At 39.1% G+C, this 16,958-nt stretch carries 19 protein-coding genes, 1 tRNA gene and 1 riboswitch; of the genes, 13 read left to right on the forward strand and 7 right to left on the reverse strand.

Annotated elements, in window-relative coordinates; translation table 11 throughout:
* The first annotated feature begins 63 nt into the window (after nucleotides 1-63).
* The 8 genes from JOC34_RS19485 (at nucleotide 64) to JOC34_RS19520 (ending at nucleotide 7,231) form a co-directional block, all read left to right on the forward strand.
* Nucleotides 64-336: a hypothetical protein gene (locus JOC34_RS19485; RefSeq protein WP_205138463.1), complete on the forward strand. Its 273-nt coding sequence runs from the start codon at nucleotides 64-66 to the stop codon at nucleotides 334-336.
* Between the two features lie 299 nt (nucleotides 337-635).
* A tRNA-Val gene (locus JOC34_RS19490) sits at nucleotides 636-708 on the forward strand.
* A 247-nt stretch (nucleotides 709-955) separates the two neighbouring features.
* Entirely contained in the window at nucleotides 956-2,689 is a 1,734-nt protein-coding gene (locus JOC34_RS19495) for an ABC transporter transmembrane domain-containing protein (RefSeq protein WP_205138464.1), read from the forward strand.
* The gene (locus JOC34_RS19500; RefSeq protein WP_205138465.1) at nucleotides 2,676-4,496 is read left to right on the forward strand and encodes an ABC transporter ATP-binding protein; all 1,821 of its coding nucleotides are present in this window, start codon (nucleotides 2,676-2,678) and stop codon (nucleotides 4,494-4,496) included. Before JOC34_RS19495 ends, JOC34_RS19500 begins: the two co-directional genes overlap by 14 nt.
* Nucleotides 4,497-4,544: 48 nt before the next feature.
* Nucleotides 4,545-5,270 (forward strand): alpha/beta hydrolase, encoded by a 726-nt coding sequence (locus tag JOC34_RS19505; RefSeq protein WP_205138466.1) that lies wholly within the window; start codon nucleotides 4,545-4,547, stop codon nucleotides 5,268-5,270.
* Nucleotides 5,271-5,471: 201 nt separating this feature from the next.
* Nucleotides 5,472-5,993 (forward strand): YjcG family protein, encoded by a 522-nt coding sequence (locus JOC34_RS19510; RefSeq protein WP_205138467.1) that lies wholly within the window; start codon nucleotides 5,472-5,474, stop codon nucleotides 5,991-5,993.
* Entirely contained in the window at nucleotides 5,990-6,412 is a 423-nt protein-coding gene (locus JOC34_RS19515; protein WP_205138468.1) for a GNAT family N-acetyltransferase, read from the forward strand. The genes JOC34_RS19510 and JOC34_RS19515 overlap by 4 nt, the downstream gene beginning before the upstream one ends.
* 114 nt (nucleotides 6,413-6,526) lie before the next feature.
* On the forward strand, nucleotides 6,527-7,231 hold the full coding sequence (locus JOC34_RS19520) for a YetF domain-containing protein (protein ID WP_205138469.1): 705 nt from the start codon (nucleotides 6,527-6,529) through the stop codon (nucleotides 7,229-7,231).
* Between the two features lie 48 nt (nucleotides 7,232-7,279).
* Here the strand turns inward: JOC34_RS19520 and JOC34_RS19525 are convergent, their stop codons facing one another.
* Nucleotides 7,280-7,531, reverse strand: coding sequence for a hypothetical protein (locus JOC34_RS19525; protein ID WP_205138470.1), 252 nt, complete (start codon nucleotides 7,529-7,531; stop codon nucleotides 7,280-7,282).
* Between the two features lie 160 nt (nucleotides 7,532-7,691).
* The gene (locus JOC34_RS19530) at nucleotides 7,692-7,907 is read right to left on the reverse strand and encodes a hypothetical protein (RefSeq protein ID WP_205138471.1); all 216 of its coding nucleotides are present in this window, start codon (nucleotides 7,905-7,907) and stop codon (nucleotides 7,692-7,694) included.
* Nucleotides 7,908-8,099: 192 nt separating this feature from the next.
* On the opposite strand from JOC34_RS19530, the gene JOC34_RS19535 reads away from it, so the two are divergent.
* Nucleotides 8,100-8,561, forward strand: coding sequence for a CotY/CotZ family spore coat protein (locus tag JOC34_RS19535; RefSeq protein WP_205138472.1), 462 nt, complete (start codon nucleotides 8,100-8,102; stop codon nucleotides 8,559-8,561).
* Nucleotides 8,562-8,625: 64 nt separating this feature from the next.
* Here JOC34_RS19535 and JOC34_RS19540 read toward each other — a convergent pair whose 3' ends face one another.
* A complete protein-coding gene (locus JOC34_RS19540; RefSeq protein ID WP_205138473.1) occupies nucleotides 8,626-9,195 on the reverse strand; it encodes a CotO family spore coat protein in 570 nt (189 codons plus the stop codon).
* A 117-nt stretch (nucleotides 9,196-9,312) separates the two neighbouring features.
* Nucleotides 9,313-10,671: a magnesium transporter gene (mgtE, locus tag JOC34_RS19545; protein ID WP_205138474.1), complete on the reverse strand. Its 1,359-nt coding sequence runs from the start codon at nucleotides 10,669-10,671 to the stop codon at nucleotides 9,313-9,315.
* A 257-nt stretch (nucleotides 10,672-10,928) separates the two neighbouring features.
* Nucleotides 10,929-11,101: riboswitch (M-box (ykoK) riboswitch) on the reverse strand.
* 289 nt (nucleotides 11,102-11,390) lie between these two features.
* Between mgtE and prpE the strand changes: the two genes are divergently transcribed.
* A complete protein-coding gene (prpE, locus tag JOC34_RS19550) occupies nucleotides 11,391-12,137 on the forward strand; it encodes a bis(5'-nucleosyl)-tetraphosphatase PrpE (RefSeq protein ID WP_205138475.1) in 747 nt (248 codons plus the stop codon).
* A gap of 5 nt (nucleotides 12,138-12,142) precedes the next feature.
* Here the strand turns inward: prpE and JOC34_RS19555 are convergent, their stop codons facing one another.
* From JOC34_RS19555 to yjbM, 3 genes are read right to left on the reverse strand one after another with little or no spacing between them, the layout of a single operon-like run.
* Nucleotides 12,143-13,015, reverse strand: a complete 873-nt coding sequence (locus JOC34_RS19555) for an RluA family pseudouridine synthase (RefSeq protein ID WP_205138476.1) — start codon at nucleotides 13,013-13,015, stop codon at nucleotides 12,143-12,145.
* 24 nt (nucleotides 13,016-13,039) lie between these two features.
* Nucleotides 13,040-13,843 (reverse strand): NAD kinase, encoded by an 804-nt coding sequence (locus JOC34_RS19560; RefSeq protein WP_205138477.1) that lies wholly within the window; start codon nucleotides 13,841-13,843, stop codon nucleotides 13,040-13,042.
* Between the two features lie 55 nt (nucleotides 13,844-13,898).
* Nucleotides 13,899-14,507 (reverse strand): GTP diphosphokinase, encoded by a 609-nt coding sequence (gene yjbM / locus JOC34_RS19565; RefSeq protein WP_205138478.1) that lies wholly within the window; start codon nucleotides 14,505-14,507, stop codon nucleotides 13,899-13,901.
* A 142-nt stretch (nucleotides 14,508-14,649) separates the two neighbouring features.
* On the opposite strand from yjbM, the gene JOC34_RS19570 reads away from it, so the two are divergent.
* From JOC34_RS19570 to JOC34_RS19580, 3 genes are all read left to right on the forward strand, one after another.
* Complete coding sequence (locus tag JOC34_RS19570; protein WP_205138479.1) at nucleotides 14,650-15,219, forward strand: CYTH domain-containing protein; 570 nt, start codon at nucleotides 14,650-14,652, stop codon at nucleotides 15,217-15,219.
* A gap of 92 nt (nucleotides 15,220-15,311) precedes the next feature.
* The gene (locus JOC34_RS19575; RefSeq protein ID WP_205138480.1) at nucleotides 15,312-15,692 is read left to right on the forward strand and encodes a globin domain-containing protein; all 381 of its coding nucleotides are present in this window, start codon (nucleotides 15,312-15,314) and stop codon (nucleotides 15,690-15,692) included.
* A 17-nt stretch (nucleotides 15,693-15,709) separates the two neighbouring features.
* Nucleotides 15,710-16,603 carry a DsbA family protein gene (locus JOC34_RS19580; protein ID WP_205138481.1) on the forward strand — a complete coding sequence of 298 codons (894 nt, stop codon included), beginning with the start codon at nucleotides 15,710-15,712 and terminating at the stop codon, nucleotides 16,601-16,603.
* Nucleotides 16,604-16,958 lie beyond the last annotated feature (355 nt).

Genomic DNA, 16,958 nt, shown 5'->3' on the forward strand with positions numbered 1-16,958 from the left:
ATACTTCGCTTCAGCATATATTTAGTATGAAGCTCATCAATCCTGATACAGAGGGGCGATCAGATGGGGGAAAATGATGAGAGTGCTGAACAACAAACTGAGCAGTCGCCATTAGATTTAAGTATTAAACTCGAACTGATAGCGTCTGTTTTCAGTACTATAGGCGAAGCGCTTGGTATCTTAGCGCTATTAGAAGCGATTGAAGAAGAAAAAATTGAAGATAAGCAAGAACAGCAGGAACAGAAAGAATTGGATCAGAAGTTGGAAAGAATGCAAGCCCAAATCGATACGTTGACAAACGCGTTGGATGAAATAAAAAACGGGAATATCTACTAAAATAAGAACCGTAAATTTCAATATTACATGCAACACTCCATATAAAACCGCCATATATAAGACTTTCTTCAATTGATTGTTGGTGTGGGAAAGGATAGGCTGCCCTTTCCCGATAAATCTCGGGTCAGACCATTATAAGTTTTGTTTGATCCGTTGGTACATATCCCTACATCGATAACATACAAGAGCACCTTTTTCGTTCGCTTTGCATCTTCATGAGCACCTTGCGAATTTTGTTGTTTTTTCTATTGACAGAACCAGGTAGATTGGATATAGTAAGTATTGTCGTTATTACATACGATTCCGTAGCTCAGCTGGGAGAGCGCTACCTTGACAGGGTAGAGGTCGTTGGTTCGAGCCCAATCGGAATCATAGCCAGAGCGCCAAACGTTGTTGATCAGCGTTTGGCGCTTTTTGTCTTCATATAGAATATTTTCCCTCGCCCTTGATTCACTCTCTTATTAATATCACAAATCCACCCCAGCACTTTAACACATTAGAGCATCAGGGGACAGACCCCAAACTATTTCGAATTCCGAAACAGTTATTGGATAAACCAAGCTACATTTGCTATTATAAAGGTACTAAAATCGTTCTTTTTTTAATATGGAGGTATAACGTGAAGCTTGTATTATCATTTTTAAAACCATATAAACTCCACATGGTATTGGCTTTTTCTTTAATGCTGGTTGAACTTGGTGTCGAACTGCTCCTTCCTTTTTTCCTCGGAAAGATGATTAATGATGGTGTTGTCAATCAGGATATCAATAACATTGTAATGTGGGGCAGCATTATGATTGGCCTCGCTTTTCTGGCGTTTATTGCAGGTATATTAAATTCGTTCTTTGCTTCACATGTAAGCTTCGGATTTGCTTATGATATCCGGGAAAAGTTATTTCGTAAGATTCAACAGTTTTCGTTTGCGAATTTAAATCAGTATCCGACTTCCGGACTGGTTACAAGGTTTACAAATGATGTCAGACAGATTCAAAATACGATTTTCATGGTGCTCCGGATTATGTCTAAGGCACCACTGATTGTAATTGGTGGTGTGGTAATGGCATTTATTGTGAATGCAAAACTTGCACTTATTTTCCTTATTACCGTACCGTTATTGGTTGCTTTTATTCTCTGGGTACTCAAAGTTTCAACAACTTTATTTGATAAGGTACAACGGCGTGTGGACAATGTGAACCGTGTAATGCAAGAGAACCTTGCTGGTATGCGGTTAATCAAGGCATTTCTGCGTAGAAATCATGAAGAGAGCCGGTTTACAAAAGCAAATAGAAATTTGGCAGATATTACTCAAAAGACGTTCCGCTTTGTCGAGGCGTCCTCCCCCATTCTCTTATTTGTCATGAACTTAAGCCTGATTTTCATTATTTGGTTCGGTAACATCCAATCGGTTGCCGGAGAAACTTCTGTCGGTGACGTGGTTGCGATTGTTAACTATGCATTAAGGGTATCCATGTCGGTTTCGATGTTCACATTCATTATTATGGGCTTCTCTCGTGCGAAAGCTTCCGCGGATAGGATCAGCAATGTCCTTACAGTCAAGGTGAACAAAAATGACCGTTTCGAGGCAGATCAACACATGGCAGTGCAACATGGAGATGTGGAATATGACCACGTTTCCTTTAAATACCCAAATACGAACGAAACAATCTTAAAAGATATTTCTTTTCGTGTAGGTGCCGGGGAAAAATTGGCGATCATTGGTGCGACAGGATCTGGAAAAACATCGATGTTCCAGCTCGTCCCCCGATTGTATGAGGTGAGCAAAGGATCCATTATGATTGATGGAAAAGCCATTACGGATTATACAATGGAACAGCTTCGAGCAAGCATTGGATATGTCCCTCAAAGTCCCCTGTTGTTCACCGGCACGATTGCCGATAATATCGCTTGGGGAAAGCAACATGCAACAAAAGACGAGATCATCCAAGCGGCTAAAGATGCGCAAATTCATGATACAATTATAGAACTTGCCGCGCAATATGATACGAAGGTCGGACAAAAAGGGGTTAACCTGTCAGGTGGACAAAAACAGCGCATTTCAATCGCCCGCGCCTTGATTCGTCAACCAAAAATATTAATGCTCGATGACAGTACAAGTGCGCTGGACCTGACGACAGAATCGAGGCTGCTAGATGCCATTCAGGACTATCATTGTACAACATTCATTATTACACAAAAAGTATCCACTGCGATGAATGCTGACCGAATTTTATTGATGGATGAAGGAAAAGTACTGGAAACCGGCACCCATCATGAATTGCTTAAACAGTCGGACCTTTATGTGCAAATTGTGGAATCACAATTTGGAAAGGAGTATACCAATGCCGTTCAATAAATTAAAACAACCTTTTCAATATCAACGGATTCCTTTAGAAAACATCGATAAAAAAGAAAAAAAGAGAGCGAAAAACACCGCGGGAACCATTAAACGAATCTGGTCTTATATGGCAAAAGAAAAAGCCAAGCTCTTCCTCGTCATTTTGATGGTGATCGTAAGTTCTGGTCTGGCACTGCTTGGACCCTATTTAATTGGAATGGCGATTGATGATTTTATTGTGACGAAGCAGACAGCCGGATTAGGTATGCTATTGCTTGGCTTACTAATGGTTTATTTATTCCATTCCCTGTCCATTTTCCTGCAGAACTTCTGGATGGTTGGAATTGCACAAAATACGGTATACGATTTAAGGCATGATTTATTTCATCATTTCCATCACCTGCCGATTTCCTTTTTTGATAAACGACAACAGGGAGAATTAATGAGCAGGGTGACAAATGATGTGGATAATATCAATAACACATTGAATCAATCGGTTATCCAAATCTTTTCCAGCGTGATTACACTAATCGGAACCGTTGTAGTCATGCTGATACTAAGTCCCCTTTTAACGTTGGTAACCATGGGTGTGATTCCGTTTATGTTTCTCGGAATGAGGTGGATTACGAAGCGTACTGGTCCCTTATACAAATTGCAACAAAAGGATCTCGGTGATCTGAATGGTTATGTAGAAGAGATCGTTTCCGGTCAGCATATTGTCAAAACCTTTTCACAGGAAGAACGTGTTATCGATGAGTTTGAAGAGAAAAACAGCAAACTGCAGCATACGGGTTTCTGGGCGCAAACAATTGCCGGATTTATCCCTAAAGTAATGAACATGCTGAACTTTTTAAGCTTTGGAATGATTGCGTTAGTTGGTGGTATTTTGGCGATCAACGGACACATTACGGTTGGGGTTATTGTTATTTTCACCGAATATGCACGACAATTCACTAGACCGTTAAATGAACTCTCCAACCAATTCAACGTCCTGCTTTCGGCAATCGCGGGTGCGGAGCGGGTATTTCATGTCATGAATGAGGAACAAGAGGAAACCGATGAGAGTACAGCAGTGGACTTGTCTGACACCACGGGGCATTTTGTCTTTGACCATGTTTCTTTTGGTTACGAGGAAACAACGATTTTGAAGGATCTCAGTTTAGAAGCGCACCCTGGTGAAACGGTGGCATTTGTTGGGCATACCGGGGCAGGCAAAACAACGATTATTAATCTAATTGCCCGTTTTTACAACTATGACAGTGGGAAATTGACACTAGACGGGGTCGATTTGAAGGATATTAAACGGTCCAGTTTAAGGCAACATATGGCATTTGTATTACAGGATTCCTTTTTGTTTCAAGGAACCATCAGGGATAACATTCGCTATGGTCGTTTGGATGCGACAGATCAGGAAGTGGTTCATGCAGCAAAAGATGCCAATGCACATGATTTCATTATCAAACTGCCGAGCGGATATGATACGATTCTCGATCAGCATGGCAGTGGTATCAGTCAGGGACAAAAGCAATTGTTAACAATCGCAAGGGCATTAATTGCTGAACCATCCATCCTTGTCTTAGATGAAGCAACAAGTAATATTGATACGATCACCGAATTAAAAATTCAGGAAGCATTAAAACGACTGATGCACGGTAGAACAAGCTTTGTTATCGCGCATCGCCTCAATACGATCCAGGAAGCGGATAAGATTATTATGCTGGACCATGGGGAAATCATCGAACAAGGAAGCCATGATGAGCTGATGAAATTAAAAGGTGACTATTACCAGCTGCAAACCAAGCAATTGTTAGAGCAAGCAAATTAATGATATAATATGAATTGAATAATTATGGCGAACCTGAGGTGTATATTAATGGGAAGAAAAGGAAAAATGGTGGAAGAAATCATTGAAAGTAAATATTTAGCTGAAAGCCTTACATTAACATTATATCAGCCAGAGGCATTCTCCCCATTATACAAATATAATATTTGTATAATGCAGGATGGAAATGATTATTATCAAATGGGGCGCATTGCAACACTAAGTGATAAACTGCACGCCAATAACGAAATAACAAATACCGTATTTGTCGGCATACACTATCGAGATAAATTTGACCGCAGCAAGAAGTACCATCCGAATGGGGAGCAACAAGCCGACTATATCAAATTCCTTGTCCATGAGGTGGTACCTTTGCTTGATGATATACTCCCTACCTATCATATGGGGCAATCACGAGCACTAATCGGTGACTCGCTAGCTGGCACATTAGCATTAATGACGGCATTGAAATACCCGAACACATTCGGTAAAGTGATGATGCAATCTCCTTATGTTGATCAAACCGTGATCGATGCTGTGGAACAGACGTCAAACATTCATGCGATTGATATTTATCATACGATCGGTACAGCGGAAACGGCTGTCAAAACAACAAACGGACAGACGCTTGATTTTGTTACACCTAACCGGGAGCTAAGTAAGGCGTTAACCGCTAAAGGTGCGAGCTATACCTATCGGGAATTAGAAGATGGCACACATACCTGGAAGTATTGGCAAAAAGATTTACCAAATGTTTTAATGACAATGTTCGAATAACTTCCCTATCTGCTTAAGCACAGGCGAAGGCATTCACCATACAAGGCTTGGCGAATGCCAATTTTTCTAATGTTTTTTATTAAATTGTTCCTATTTATCTGATATATTTGTTATAATGAAGAGTAAATCTTGTACTTATATCCATCATCACTAAACACTATACAGATAACATGTTAAAAATATCTTTAGGAGGTTTTACTAATGACAAACTACGGCATCGTATTATTTCCATCAAAAGGAATACAAGATGAAGCGAACTCATACAGAAAACGTTATGATCCCCATTATGCGTTAATTCCGCCGCACATTACATTGAAGGAATCTTTTAAAGCCGAAGATGAGCTGATTGAAGCGCTTGTCCCGGAACTTAAGAAAATCGCAAACGAAACAAGGCCCTTTACCATCAATATTAATAAAGTAAGTACCTTTGCTCCGGTAACCAATACGATTTATTTGAAGGTTGAGCCTATCCAGGCATTAATCGATTTGAATGAAAAATTAAACCAGGGAGAATTCCCGAGAAATGGTGCGTATAACTTTGTACCACACATTACACTTGCACAAGCGTTAGAGCATGACGAGTATTCAGATGTTTTTGGTAGCTTGAAGATGAGAGACAATAAATATGAAGATGCGATTGATCGTTTCCAACTATTATATCAGTTAGAGAATGGTTCATGGACTGTTTATGAAACGTTCGTATTTGGGAAGGAATTCATGTGAACATTAAAACGGTAAAATCAAAAGAGGAATTAGCGCAAGCCTATCACGTTCGAATGGTTGTTTTTGTTGAAGAACAGAAAGTGCCAGCGGAAGAAGAACTCGACGAGTATGACAAAACATCTACCCATTTCATTGGTTATGAAGGAAACGAGGTCATTGCAACAAGCCGTCTGCGCTTTGCTGATGACTATGGTAAATTGGAACGCATTTGTATATTAAAAGACCATCGTGGAAAATCACATGGTTCTCATATGATAGAAGCAATGGAAGCAGCCATTACAGAAAAAGGTTATACAAAAGCTAAGTTGAACGCACAAACACATGCCATTGCATTTTATAAGCGACTCGGCTATGAAGTCGTATCCGGTGAATTTATGGATGCAGGTATTCCACATGTGACAATGATAAAGCAATTGTAAAATAAGGTTTCCCTATTTCACGGGGAATCCTTATTTTTTTCCATTTATCCTATGCATGACATTTATTTTTAAGGTTATCCTAAAAAGTAAATGTTAAAAAAGGGGATCATGCAAATGGAAAGTATGCTGCCAATGTTATTCGAAACACTATTTGGATTTGCAGCCTTATTTATATTAACGAAAGTCCTCGGAAAAACACAGATGTCCCAATTAACACCATTTGATTTTATTGCTGCAATCGTTATGGGTGAACTTGTCGGTAATGCCCTATTTGACAAGGAAGCAGGTCTGTTCGAAATTGGTTATGTTGTTGTTGTGTGGGGCGTTTTGTTATACATGGTCGAGATCATCACACAAAAATTTAAAGGCACACGGTTTGTACTAGAAGGAAAACCATCCATTATTATTCATAAAGGGAAATTAATCCGGGAAGAAATGAGGAAGAATAAAATTGATATTGGTGAAGTGTTGCATTTACTACGGGCAAAAGACACTTTTTCAATACAGGAAGTTGAATATGCCATTATGGAATCTAATGGTACCTTGTCCGTGTTGAAGAAATCCGAATATCAACCAACAACAAAAGCGGATATAAAGGCACCATCAGCAGATGTAAATTTATCAGCAACTTTAATTTCAGATGGTGAAATCATTAACGACAACCTACAGGAACTTCATTTATCTATCGACTGGCTTTACAATGAATTAAAAAAACAGGGTTATGAGAAGCCCGAAGATGTATTTTACGCCGAATATATGAAAGATAAACCACTTTTTTTACAGTCATTTATTGAAAAACAAGGGAGAAAGAAAGAATAAAAATTAATTTAATCATATTCAGCGCATTGCTCCCTTTTAGAACCGATTCTATACACTTTCGTTGAATTTACTGCCTTTTCCTGTAAGACTCGCAAACACTTTTTGATCGTTTTTTTTGGGAAGTACATTTCGATACATTGTTTTATTGATTCGTTCATATTCTTTTGTTATTTCCTGATGTTGTTTTTCTAAAATTACTTTAAATGGTTTATCAATAAATTGCGGGTTTTGCTTTGTTTCGATGATTCGATTTTGATAATCATTGTATTGAAACGGTTGTACAGGCAATATATATCCCATTAAAGTCCCCTCCTCAATCATCAGATAATTAGTAATACTATATCTATTCGGAAGCAATGCTTATTTTCTGTCCTACTATCTATACCCTTTTTTCATTAAAATAATCCTATTTTAGAAAAAACAAAAGCAGCTACAGCTAGCTGCCTCGTATGATGAATATTTAAAACCAGCCAAACGGTCCGCTTCGTCTCCGATCATATTCCTTGTTTTCATAATCATGGTGATGATGTTCATTGGATGATTCCCTATGCTCATGCTCCCCATGAACGTGTTCCTGGTGTTGGTGTTCATTCCCTCTCCTGCCACGTTCTACATAAACATGGTCCGCTTGAATGATGAGATCTTTTACGTGGATAACCTGTTTTCTTTCAGACATCTTGTTATCACTCCTTTTGTAAGTTGGGTCGTTATCAGCCTATGTACAGATCTGACTTTCGTATAGTCATTCGCCCGGAAAACTTTAAATATATTCCAAAATTCTATCCATGAACGCCTACACAAACTGGCCATTCGCACATATTGTATTAAAGACAACTAAGTCAATATATTTTGAAAGGGGTAATAATTCATGGGTAGTTGTGGAAAAGAATATGATACTGGTAGCTGTGTTTGCGATGTTTTAAAAGAAATCGCAAATGCTCAAAGCGATGTCGTCGAGAATTGCTGTGATTCGAGCTGTGAGCAGTCAATCAGTGATTTGTTAGGTGAAACAGATAATGGTAACGGCTTAGACACTGTTCCAGTCCTGTTATATTGTCAGGAGGGTTGTTCGCCGTTTAAAGGATATGGTGCACATCCGAGTAATATTTCAGATGTGATGGGAAGTTACTATTTCCGAGTTAAAAAGGTGATGGATGATTGCTGTGCAGTTCTGGAATTATTAAGAGATCCGGAAGATGCCAATAACAATCCCCATAACCCGGTAGATCAATATACCGGCTGTTTACGTGCTACTGGTATTTGTATTACTGTCGATGCCAATTGCTTCTGTCACATTACGTGCCTGCCAGCAATTGATGCTTTCAATTAATTCATTAAAAAAACACCGGGGTTAAGATTACACTCCCCGGTGTTTTTTCTACAATAAACAAGAATTAGAACCCCAACATCCGAATATCTATGATTTTTTCCACGGGTATTTTTGTATTCGAGGTCCGTTTCCCTGTGCGCATATAAACAATATCTTCTTGCCTATCAACAATGTAACCACGATATGTTCTTGCTTCTGTCTTTACTTCACATCGCATTTTCGGCGCGAATTCAGGTGCATCAGCAAAATAAGATATTTTATCTTTTAATGACCTGTCTTTAAATTTTACCGGTTCGGTGATATTAGTTGCATCTTCGGTTAACATTGCTGCATCTGTTAGAATGGATTCATCATCCTGGGTTGCTTCTGCCGTATTGTCTTCCTGTTTTGTTTTATTAAATTGTTTTTCAAATGCTGTTTTTCTGATCGGCTGTTTGGGCACTTTCTTTATCGGGTCCTGTTTATTCGTGTTGCTTTCTGCTACGGTTGTAGGAGCCGTATTAGCTTTGAGAGGTGCATTTGTTTGCATGGTCCTTGGAGACCTGTAATCCGATTGCATTGGCGCTTCTGGTGTTCCTATAGATGGCTGATGAATATAAAGCAATGGGTCTCTGGCAAATTGTTTCTTTCCCATTTAAAATATCTCCTTCCTATTCAATTCCTCAGCCTAGTATATGAACCCATTTTATAAGTGTGTAAAGTGAAATGCCATCAAAAAAAGAGCATCATTTCTGATGCCCCTTACAATCTGTTACAGTAAATAGTCTAAAAACGATGTTGCAATACCAAAATAAACTGAAATCGATATAATGTCATTGATGGTTGTAATAAACGGCCCAGAAGCTACTGCCGGGTCAATTTTCAACCGATCCATCACAATTGGAATGACTGAACCGGACAAGGTTGCGATCGTCAGTGTCACCATGATAGAGATACCAACAAGAAATCCTAAAAACAGTTCGCCTTTCCATAAATAAACTACAATCGTAATTAAGACACCACAGGTTGTTCCTGTAATCAATCCGGTTGTCGCCTCTCTAAGCATCAATTTCATTTTACCTTGGCCACCAAAATCACCAGTTGCCAATCCTCTTACAGCAACCGCAAGTGATTGTGTTCCGGTATTACCTGCCATCGCAGCGATTAATGGAATAAATATAGCCAAAAGTGTTACTTGCTCCAGTGTCTCTTCAAATTGATCAATTAAACTTGCAGTAAACATCCCTAAAAACAATAGAATAATTAACCATGGTAACCGCTTCTTTGCAGCTGAAAGCGGGCTGTCATCCGGTCTTTGCACGTCTGAAACCCCAGCTAGTTTGGAATAATCGTCACTTGCTTCTTCATCCATAACGTCAAGAATGTCATCAACTGTAATAATCCCTAATAAATGATTTTGAAAATCAACCACCGGAACAGCTAAGAAATCATAATCCCGCATCATTTTCGCAATTTCTTCCTGGTCCTTAGCAACAGAAACAGCTACAACCTTTTCGCTCATGACATCTGCAATTTTTGTATCTTCAGCCGCGATGATTAAGTCACGTAAAGAAAGCACACCTGCTAAGCGCTTAGCATCATCCAAAACATATAAATAATAAATGGTCTCCGCATCCGGTGCAATTGTTTTTAATTCACGCATCGCCTCTTTGACAGTCTGGGTTTTATATAAGGCGACAAATTCCGTTGTCATGATACTACCAGCAGTTTTCTCTTCATAATGAATCAATTGTTTAATTTCATCTGCTGCATCCTGATCCATAATCGTCAGGTAACTGGCTACTTTTTCTTTATCCAGTATATTTAAAATATCTACAGCATCATCCGCTGCCATCTCGGAAAATATCATTGATGCAAATCGTGGATCCATTTCCGTGATAAATTTTTCAGTATCTTCAATTTCAATGTTCTCCATGATGTCAGCTAATTCTTCAGGAGACAAATAAGCATAAATTTTTAATCGTGTCTTTTTCGGCTGATCCATAAAAAACATTGCCTGTTCGTACGGATGCAAATCCAGAAATTCTTCCCGAAACGACTCCATTTGTTCATTTTCTAATGTTGTTTGCAGTTTTACTAAGTGATCTTGATACTCCTTTGTCTTCTCCACGATTCCACTTCCTCTCCAACCAAAAAAGACGAGTCTCTATTAATAATGTACCCAATACCGCTTGAATAAAACTAATATTTTCTAATCAGCTTAAAGGGATGGGACTGTTTTTCCCGGTTGATGATTAAATTATAATTCCAACATTTGATCCTTCTCGAGTCAGGGGAACTATCCATTCCCATCACCTCCTGAGTTATTGATAAATAATAAAAAACACCCTCCACGAAGAAGGATGTTTATCATTAAAGTCATGAATAAATAAACCTGCATCGTAGAGTTTTAGCACTATATGGCTTGAATGAACTTGTATTCATCCGGCTACATTAGAAACCACCTTAAGTCGATAGTTCCTGCTGACCCATTGGTGTCTCTCGACGTTTCTGGGCAGTAGCTTACCTCCATATAGGAGCCTCACCTAACGAGGGTGTAATTTAAGTTGTTTGAAACACATCCCTCATTATAACAAGACACAGACATTTGTCAAATTCATCCAAAGTTAAACTTTTATTCACCTTCCGAAAAATTCACTCCCCAATCACGGGTAAAGGTTTTATTTACTTATTGGTGTAAAATGATACGATTCATGTATACTAATGAAAACGTATATTTTAGCAATGTCTTAAATGTATAAAGACATTGCGAGGGCGATGATCGCAGACGAAGGCAACTCGCCCAGAAGCTAGGCGAATGCAAAGTTTTCTAATAAGGTGGCGAAAATAATGAAAGTAGATATAATCGGTGATGTTCATGGATGCTTTGATGAATTATGTAATCTGTTACAGCAACTTGGCTATCAAAAAAAGCAAAACAGCTACGTCCATCCAGGTGGTAGATTTCCTGTATTCCTGGGCGATATAACGGATCGTGGCCCCGATTCATTACAAACGATTCAGCTTGTTTATAATATGGTTGTACACAAACAAATAGCCTATTATGTACCTGGAAACCATTGCAATAAATTATATCGTTATTTCCTCGGAAACAAGGTCATGCACCTTCATGGGCTGGAAACAACGGTCGCAGAATATACTGCCCTTCCTAATCGGGAGCAAAAAGAAATCAGGCATATGTTCATGACATTATATGAGCAAGCGCCACTGTATTTACAGCTACCAGAAGTACAAGCTGTTGTGGCGCATGCGGGGATCAAGGAATCTTTAATTGGACGGACAGATAAGAAAGTGGAAAGCTTTGTCCTTTATGGGGATGTGTCCGGTGCGTTTCACCCTGATGGACGCCCAATTCGCCGGGACTGGGCACAATATTACCAGGGAAAAGACTGGATTGTATATGGGCATACGCCTGTGAAAACGCCTCGATTCGTTCATAGAACCGTGAACATTGACACAGGGTGCGTATTTGGCAATGCCTTAACTGCCTTCCGTTTACCTGAGGAGAAGATCGTGAACGTTCCATCAAAACAACCGCTGCTTGAAGAAAAATTTACGATCTATGATGAGACCTAGAAGCCCTACACCATTCCTAAAATGTCAGACGGCAGTTGTGATTGTAATCTGATCATTTTATCCGATGTCGGATGTTGGAATACAAGTTCACTGCAATGCAAAGCCTGTCGTGTGATCAGTGATTTAGAACCACCATATAAATCATCTCCTGCCAGTGGATGTCCAACATGGGAAAAATGAACGCGGATCTGATGTGTTCTGCCTGTTTCCAGTTTAATTTCCACCAGCGAATAGTGCTGAAATTGTCGCAGTACTTGATAATGGGTTATCGCTCTTTTGCCTGTATCGCAAACAGCGCGTTCAATGATGGAACCTTCCTTCCTGTCTATCGGAGCATCAATCACTCCTTCGACCTTGTCCATCGTACCTTCTACGATCGCTTGATATGTTCTGCTTACTTTACCAGCCTGGAGCAAGTCCGCTAACAAGGAGTGGCTATACCGATGTTTAGCAATTAAAACTAATCCCGACGTGTCCCGATCCAACCTCGAGACCACATGAATCGTATAAGGAATGTTATTTTTTTCGTAATGTGCCAACACCCCATTTGCAATGGTTCCTGATGGATGATGACAGGATGGAATCGTCGCTATACCAGAAGGTTTATCAATAACGATCACATCTTCATCTTCAAAGATAATATTAAGATCCATCGCTTCCGGTACCATTCCAGGCCCAATCTTTTCCGGCGGGAACAATACCTGTAGCATATCCCCTTCCGCTAAATCATATCGGACAGTTCGCGAGACCCCATTAACCATAATTTTCCCACCATCAAATTTCACCGCTTTTATGATCCGACGTGAGAAACCATGGATTTCTTTCAAATATTCACGTACCAGCATACCTGTATGCTTTTTTTCAATGACCCATTTCATGTAACATTCACCTGCACTGTCGTATCAAATATCATCATCAGCAACGAACGAATCACGTACCCGCTTCCAAAAAGGGAATGGCTTGTACCGGGCAAAACGAATGGTTTCGTCTGCTACCCGACATTGGATTGATTTTACATTCGTATAAGTTGTTGTAAAATGATCGATCCCAATCAGAAAACTTCGATTTACAATTGGTTTCAAAAAACAGGTATGGTGTTTTGGCAAAATTAATGGGGAACCAATCGTACGGAAAACCCGATTATTAATCGATGCCATCTCAGTTAACTGAATCGCATTTAAAGACGGATGTATAATGCCGCCTCCCAGTGCTTTATTATATGCAGTACTTCCCGACGGCGTTGAAATACATAACCCATCTCCACGAAAAGTTTCGAAATGCTCTCCCTTGATGTCCACATCAAATACAACCGAGCCTTCCGCCGTTTTAATGGTTGTCTCATTGAGCGCAAGAAAGCGATCCTCCTCGCCCCCTGATTTCGGGCGAATCGTCACTTCCAGCAATGGATACTCAACAATTTGACTCGGAGTTTTAGCAATTTCAATAATCAACTTTTCTATTTCTTCAGGTAGCCAATCCGCATAAAATCCTAAATGCCCGGTATGCACACCCAGAAAAGCTGTTTCACTCAATCGACCAATATACCGATGAAATGCTTCCAGAAATGTACCATCTCCACCAACAGAAATAACGAGTTCTGGCTCCTCCTTATCATATTCCAGATCAAATTCGGTTAAATATTGCTTGATGGTTGCCTTTAAATTATTGGAGCGCTCATCACCCTTTGATACAATTGCAAACTTCACTATGATTCATCCCCTCATTATGCTGTATACTGCTTTGTTTGTAGGAATCCCATCGCTACTTACGATGAAAAATTCGTTGCGCTTCATTCACTTCTTTTTTTATGGTAGACATTTCTTCGTCCAATTTAAAAGCTGCCTCTGCCGCCCGTTGTAATCGTGCTTTGATTGCAGTTGGTATGCGACCTTTATATTTATAATTTAATGAATGCTCATTGGTTGCCCAAAAGTTCATGGCTAATGTACGAATTTGGATTTCAGCAAGCACCGTCTTTTGACCGTGGATGGTTTCTACCGGATATTCAATGATCATATGGAACGACCGATAGCCACTCTCTTTTTCATTTTTTATATAGTCTCTTTCATCCATAATCTTCAAATCTTTACGCGAGCGCAGCATATTTACAACCGTATATATATCATCTACAAACTGACATACGACACGCAGTCCCGCGATATCCTGAATTTCTCTCTCTATGTATTCAAATGGGATTTCCTTTTTCTCAGCCTTTTCTAAAATACTCGGAATGGGCTTCACCCTCCCAGTTATAAACTCAATTGGGGAATGTCTGGATTCATTCTCAAATTGTGCGCGCATTCTTTTTAACTTCACTTTTAATTCATCAACTACCTGCTCATAAGGTGCAAGAATTGCTCCCCAATTCATCATCAACACCACCCGACTCTCTTTTCATGGAATTACTACTACCATTTTACCATATCTCATTATAATGGCTAACCTTTGCATATTAAAATAAACTCCGTTATATTCATAAATAAACGATGCAAGTCCCATTCGGAGGTTAATCATGACACAGGAAATTGAAATTGAATATAAAAATTTATTAACAAAAGAAGAATTTAATCATATTTTAAAAGGACTGCCTTTCCCTGAGAATGGTATCACACAAACAAATCATTATTTTGAAACGGAGGACTTTTTCCTCAAACAAAATGGTTGTGCGCTAAGGATTAGAGAAAAGCAGGGAAAGTATCAATTAACATTGAAAGAGCCCCATCCACAAGGTTTACTTGAGACGCATGATGCCTTAACGAAACAAGAAGCCCTTGATTGGATAGCCGGAAATATCAATGAAAAAGAAAATACTGCCAAACAACTAGCAAATAAGGGCATTTCAACTGCCGATCTGATTTATTACGGGAGCCTAACTACCGAACGTCGCGAGCTGCATCACCATGATGTCCTCGTCGTATTGGATTATAGTACGTATAATGGAAAATCCGATTATGAATTGGAGGTAGAAGCACCTAGCGAAGCAATTGGTATCAAGGCATTTCATTCCTTACTAGAAACCTACCAGATCGAAAAAAAACATACACCAAATAAAATTAAACGCTTTTTTAGCTCCAAACAATAGGTAAATAGTCATCCACCAAAGTTCATTTGGTTTGCTCCCTTATCGCTGGCTTGCTACAATATATATAACTGAATAAGCAAGGAGCAATCATAATGACAAAACCTGGAACCATATTTGAAGCCATTGGTGGTTTTGATTCGATAGATAGACTTGTTACCGCATTTTATAAGCGGGTTGGGAAGCATCCAAAATTAATTCCTATTTTTCCCGATGATTTAACAGAGACAGCACGAAAACAACGATTATTTTTAACACAGTTTTTTGGTGGCCCACAGCTCTATAATGAAGATCGTGGTCATCCAATGCTAAGAAGAAGACATTTACCCTTTGTGATCACACCTGAAAGAAGGAATGCATGGCTTGATTGTATGTCAGAAGCTTTAATTGAAGCAGAGATTGAAGAGCCTTATCGTACAGCTATATTTGATAAATTATCCATGACTGCAAATCATATGATGAATACACCGGAATAAGAGAAAGGAGAATCGATGTGAGTAATCAAACTGGGCTAAATCGCTCAAATCGTACTAACACATCGTCGGGATATAGCTTTTTTGATTTTGTTCAAAAGCCAATTGAAGTTTATGTTTTTATTGATCCTCTTTGTCCGGAATGCTGGTCTTTAGAGCCATACTTAAAGAAGCTTTCGGTCGAATATGGTCGATTTTTTACAATACGGCCGATTGTAACTGGTCATTTAAATACATTAAATAAAGATCAATTTCATGAACCAAGAAAATTAAAAGAGATCTGGGAAAAAACTGCAAAACGTACAGGGATGAGCTGTGATGGCGATCTGTGGATTGATAATCCTGTTTCCCTTCCATGGAAGGCTTCCTTAGCAATAAAAGCTGCTGAATTGCAAGGAAAGAAAGCGGGCAGGGTTTTCTTGCGTAAAGTGCAGGAATATTTATTTCTTGGTAAACAAAATGTTTCTGATAGAGACGTATTAGTGGATTGTGCAAGGGAAGCGAATTTGGATATCACAGAATTTAAAAACGATCTCTTCTCCCCTTCTGCAAAGAAAGCTTTACAATGTGACTTAAAATTAACAATGGAGATGGAAGTAGATTACATCCCTACAATTGTATTTTTCAACCAAGTGGCAGAGGAAGAAGGCATCAAAGTTTCCGGTCTTTATCCTTATGACATTTATGTACGTGTATTAATGGAGATGCTACAGAAAAATCCGATTCCTTCTGAAAAACCGCCACTGGAAGACTTTCTGGCCTTTTACGGTGTTGTTGGAAACAAGGAAATTTCCGTTGTCTATGATTGGTCACTTGCGAAGACAGATAAAGAAATGAAAAAGCTACAACTAAAACGAAAAGCAGAAAGAATCCCAGTCAAATACGGATCCTTCTGGAAATATAAAGAAAACTAGCCGAGTGACGAGCCTGGAAAGCGATGACAGAGGTGTAGTTGCACTTATACTGATTTCACATAAAATATTTTTTCCAAATCAGTGTAAAGAAAACTAGCCGAGTGACAAGCCTGGAAGGCGATGACAGAGGTGTAGTTGCACTTATACTGATTTTCAATAAAATATTATTTCAAGAGATCAGTGTAATACTAATAGCCTTGCAAAGGGCTATTTTTTTTACATAAATAAAAAGAGGATATACAGGGCAGTGTATATCCTCTTTATTCTCACGCTTTGTATTTATACAAAGGGGGATGGGAGAAAGTTCATGATCAAACAAAGGGGTTTTGTTTGTTTTAACTTACATGTTAAATAT

It is taken from the genome of Virgibacillus halotolerans (assembly GCF_016908515.1).
Taxonomy (GTDB): domain Bacteria; phylum Bacillota; class Bacilli; order Bacillales; family Amphibacillaceae; genus Virgibacillus_M; species Virgibacillus_M halotolerans.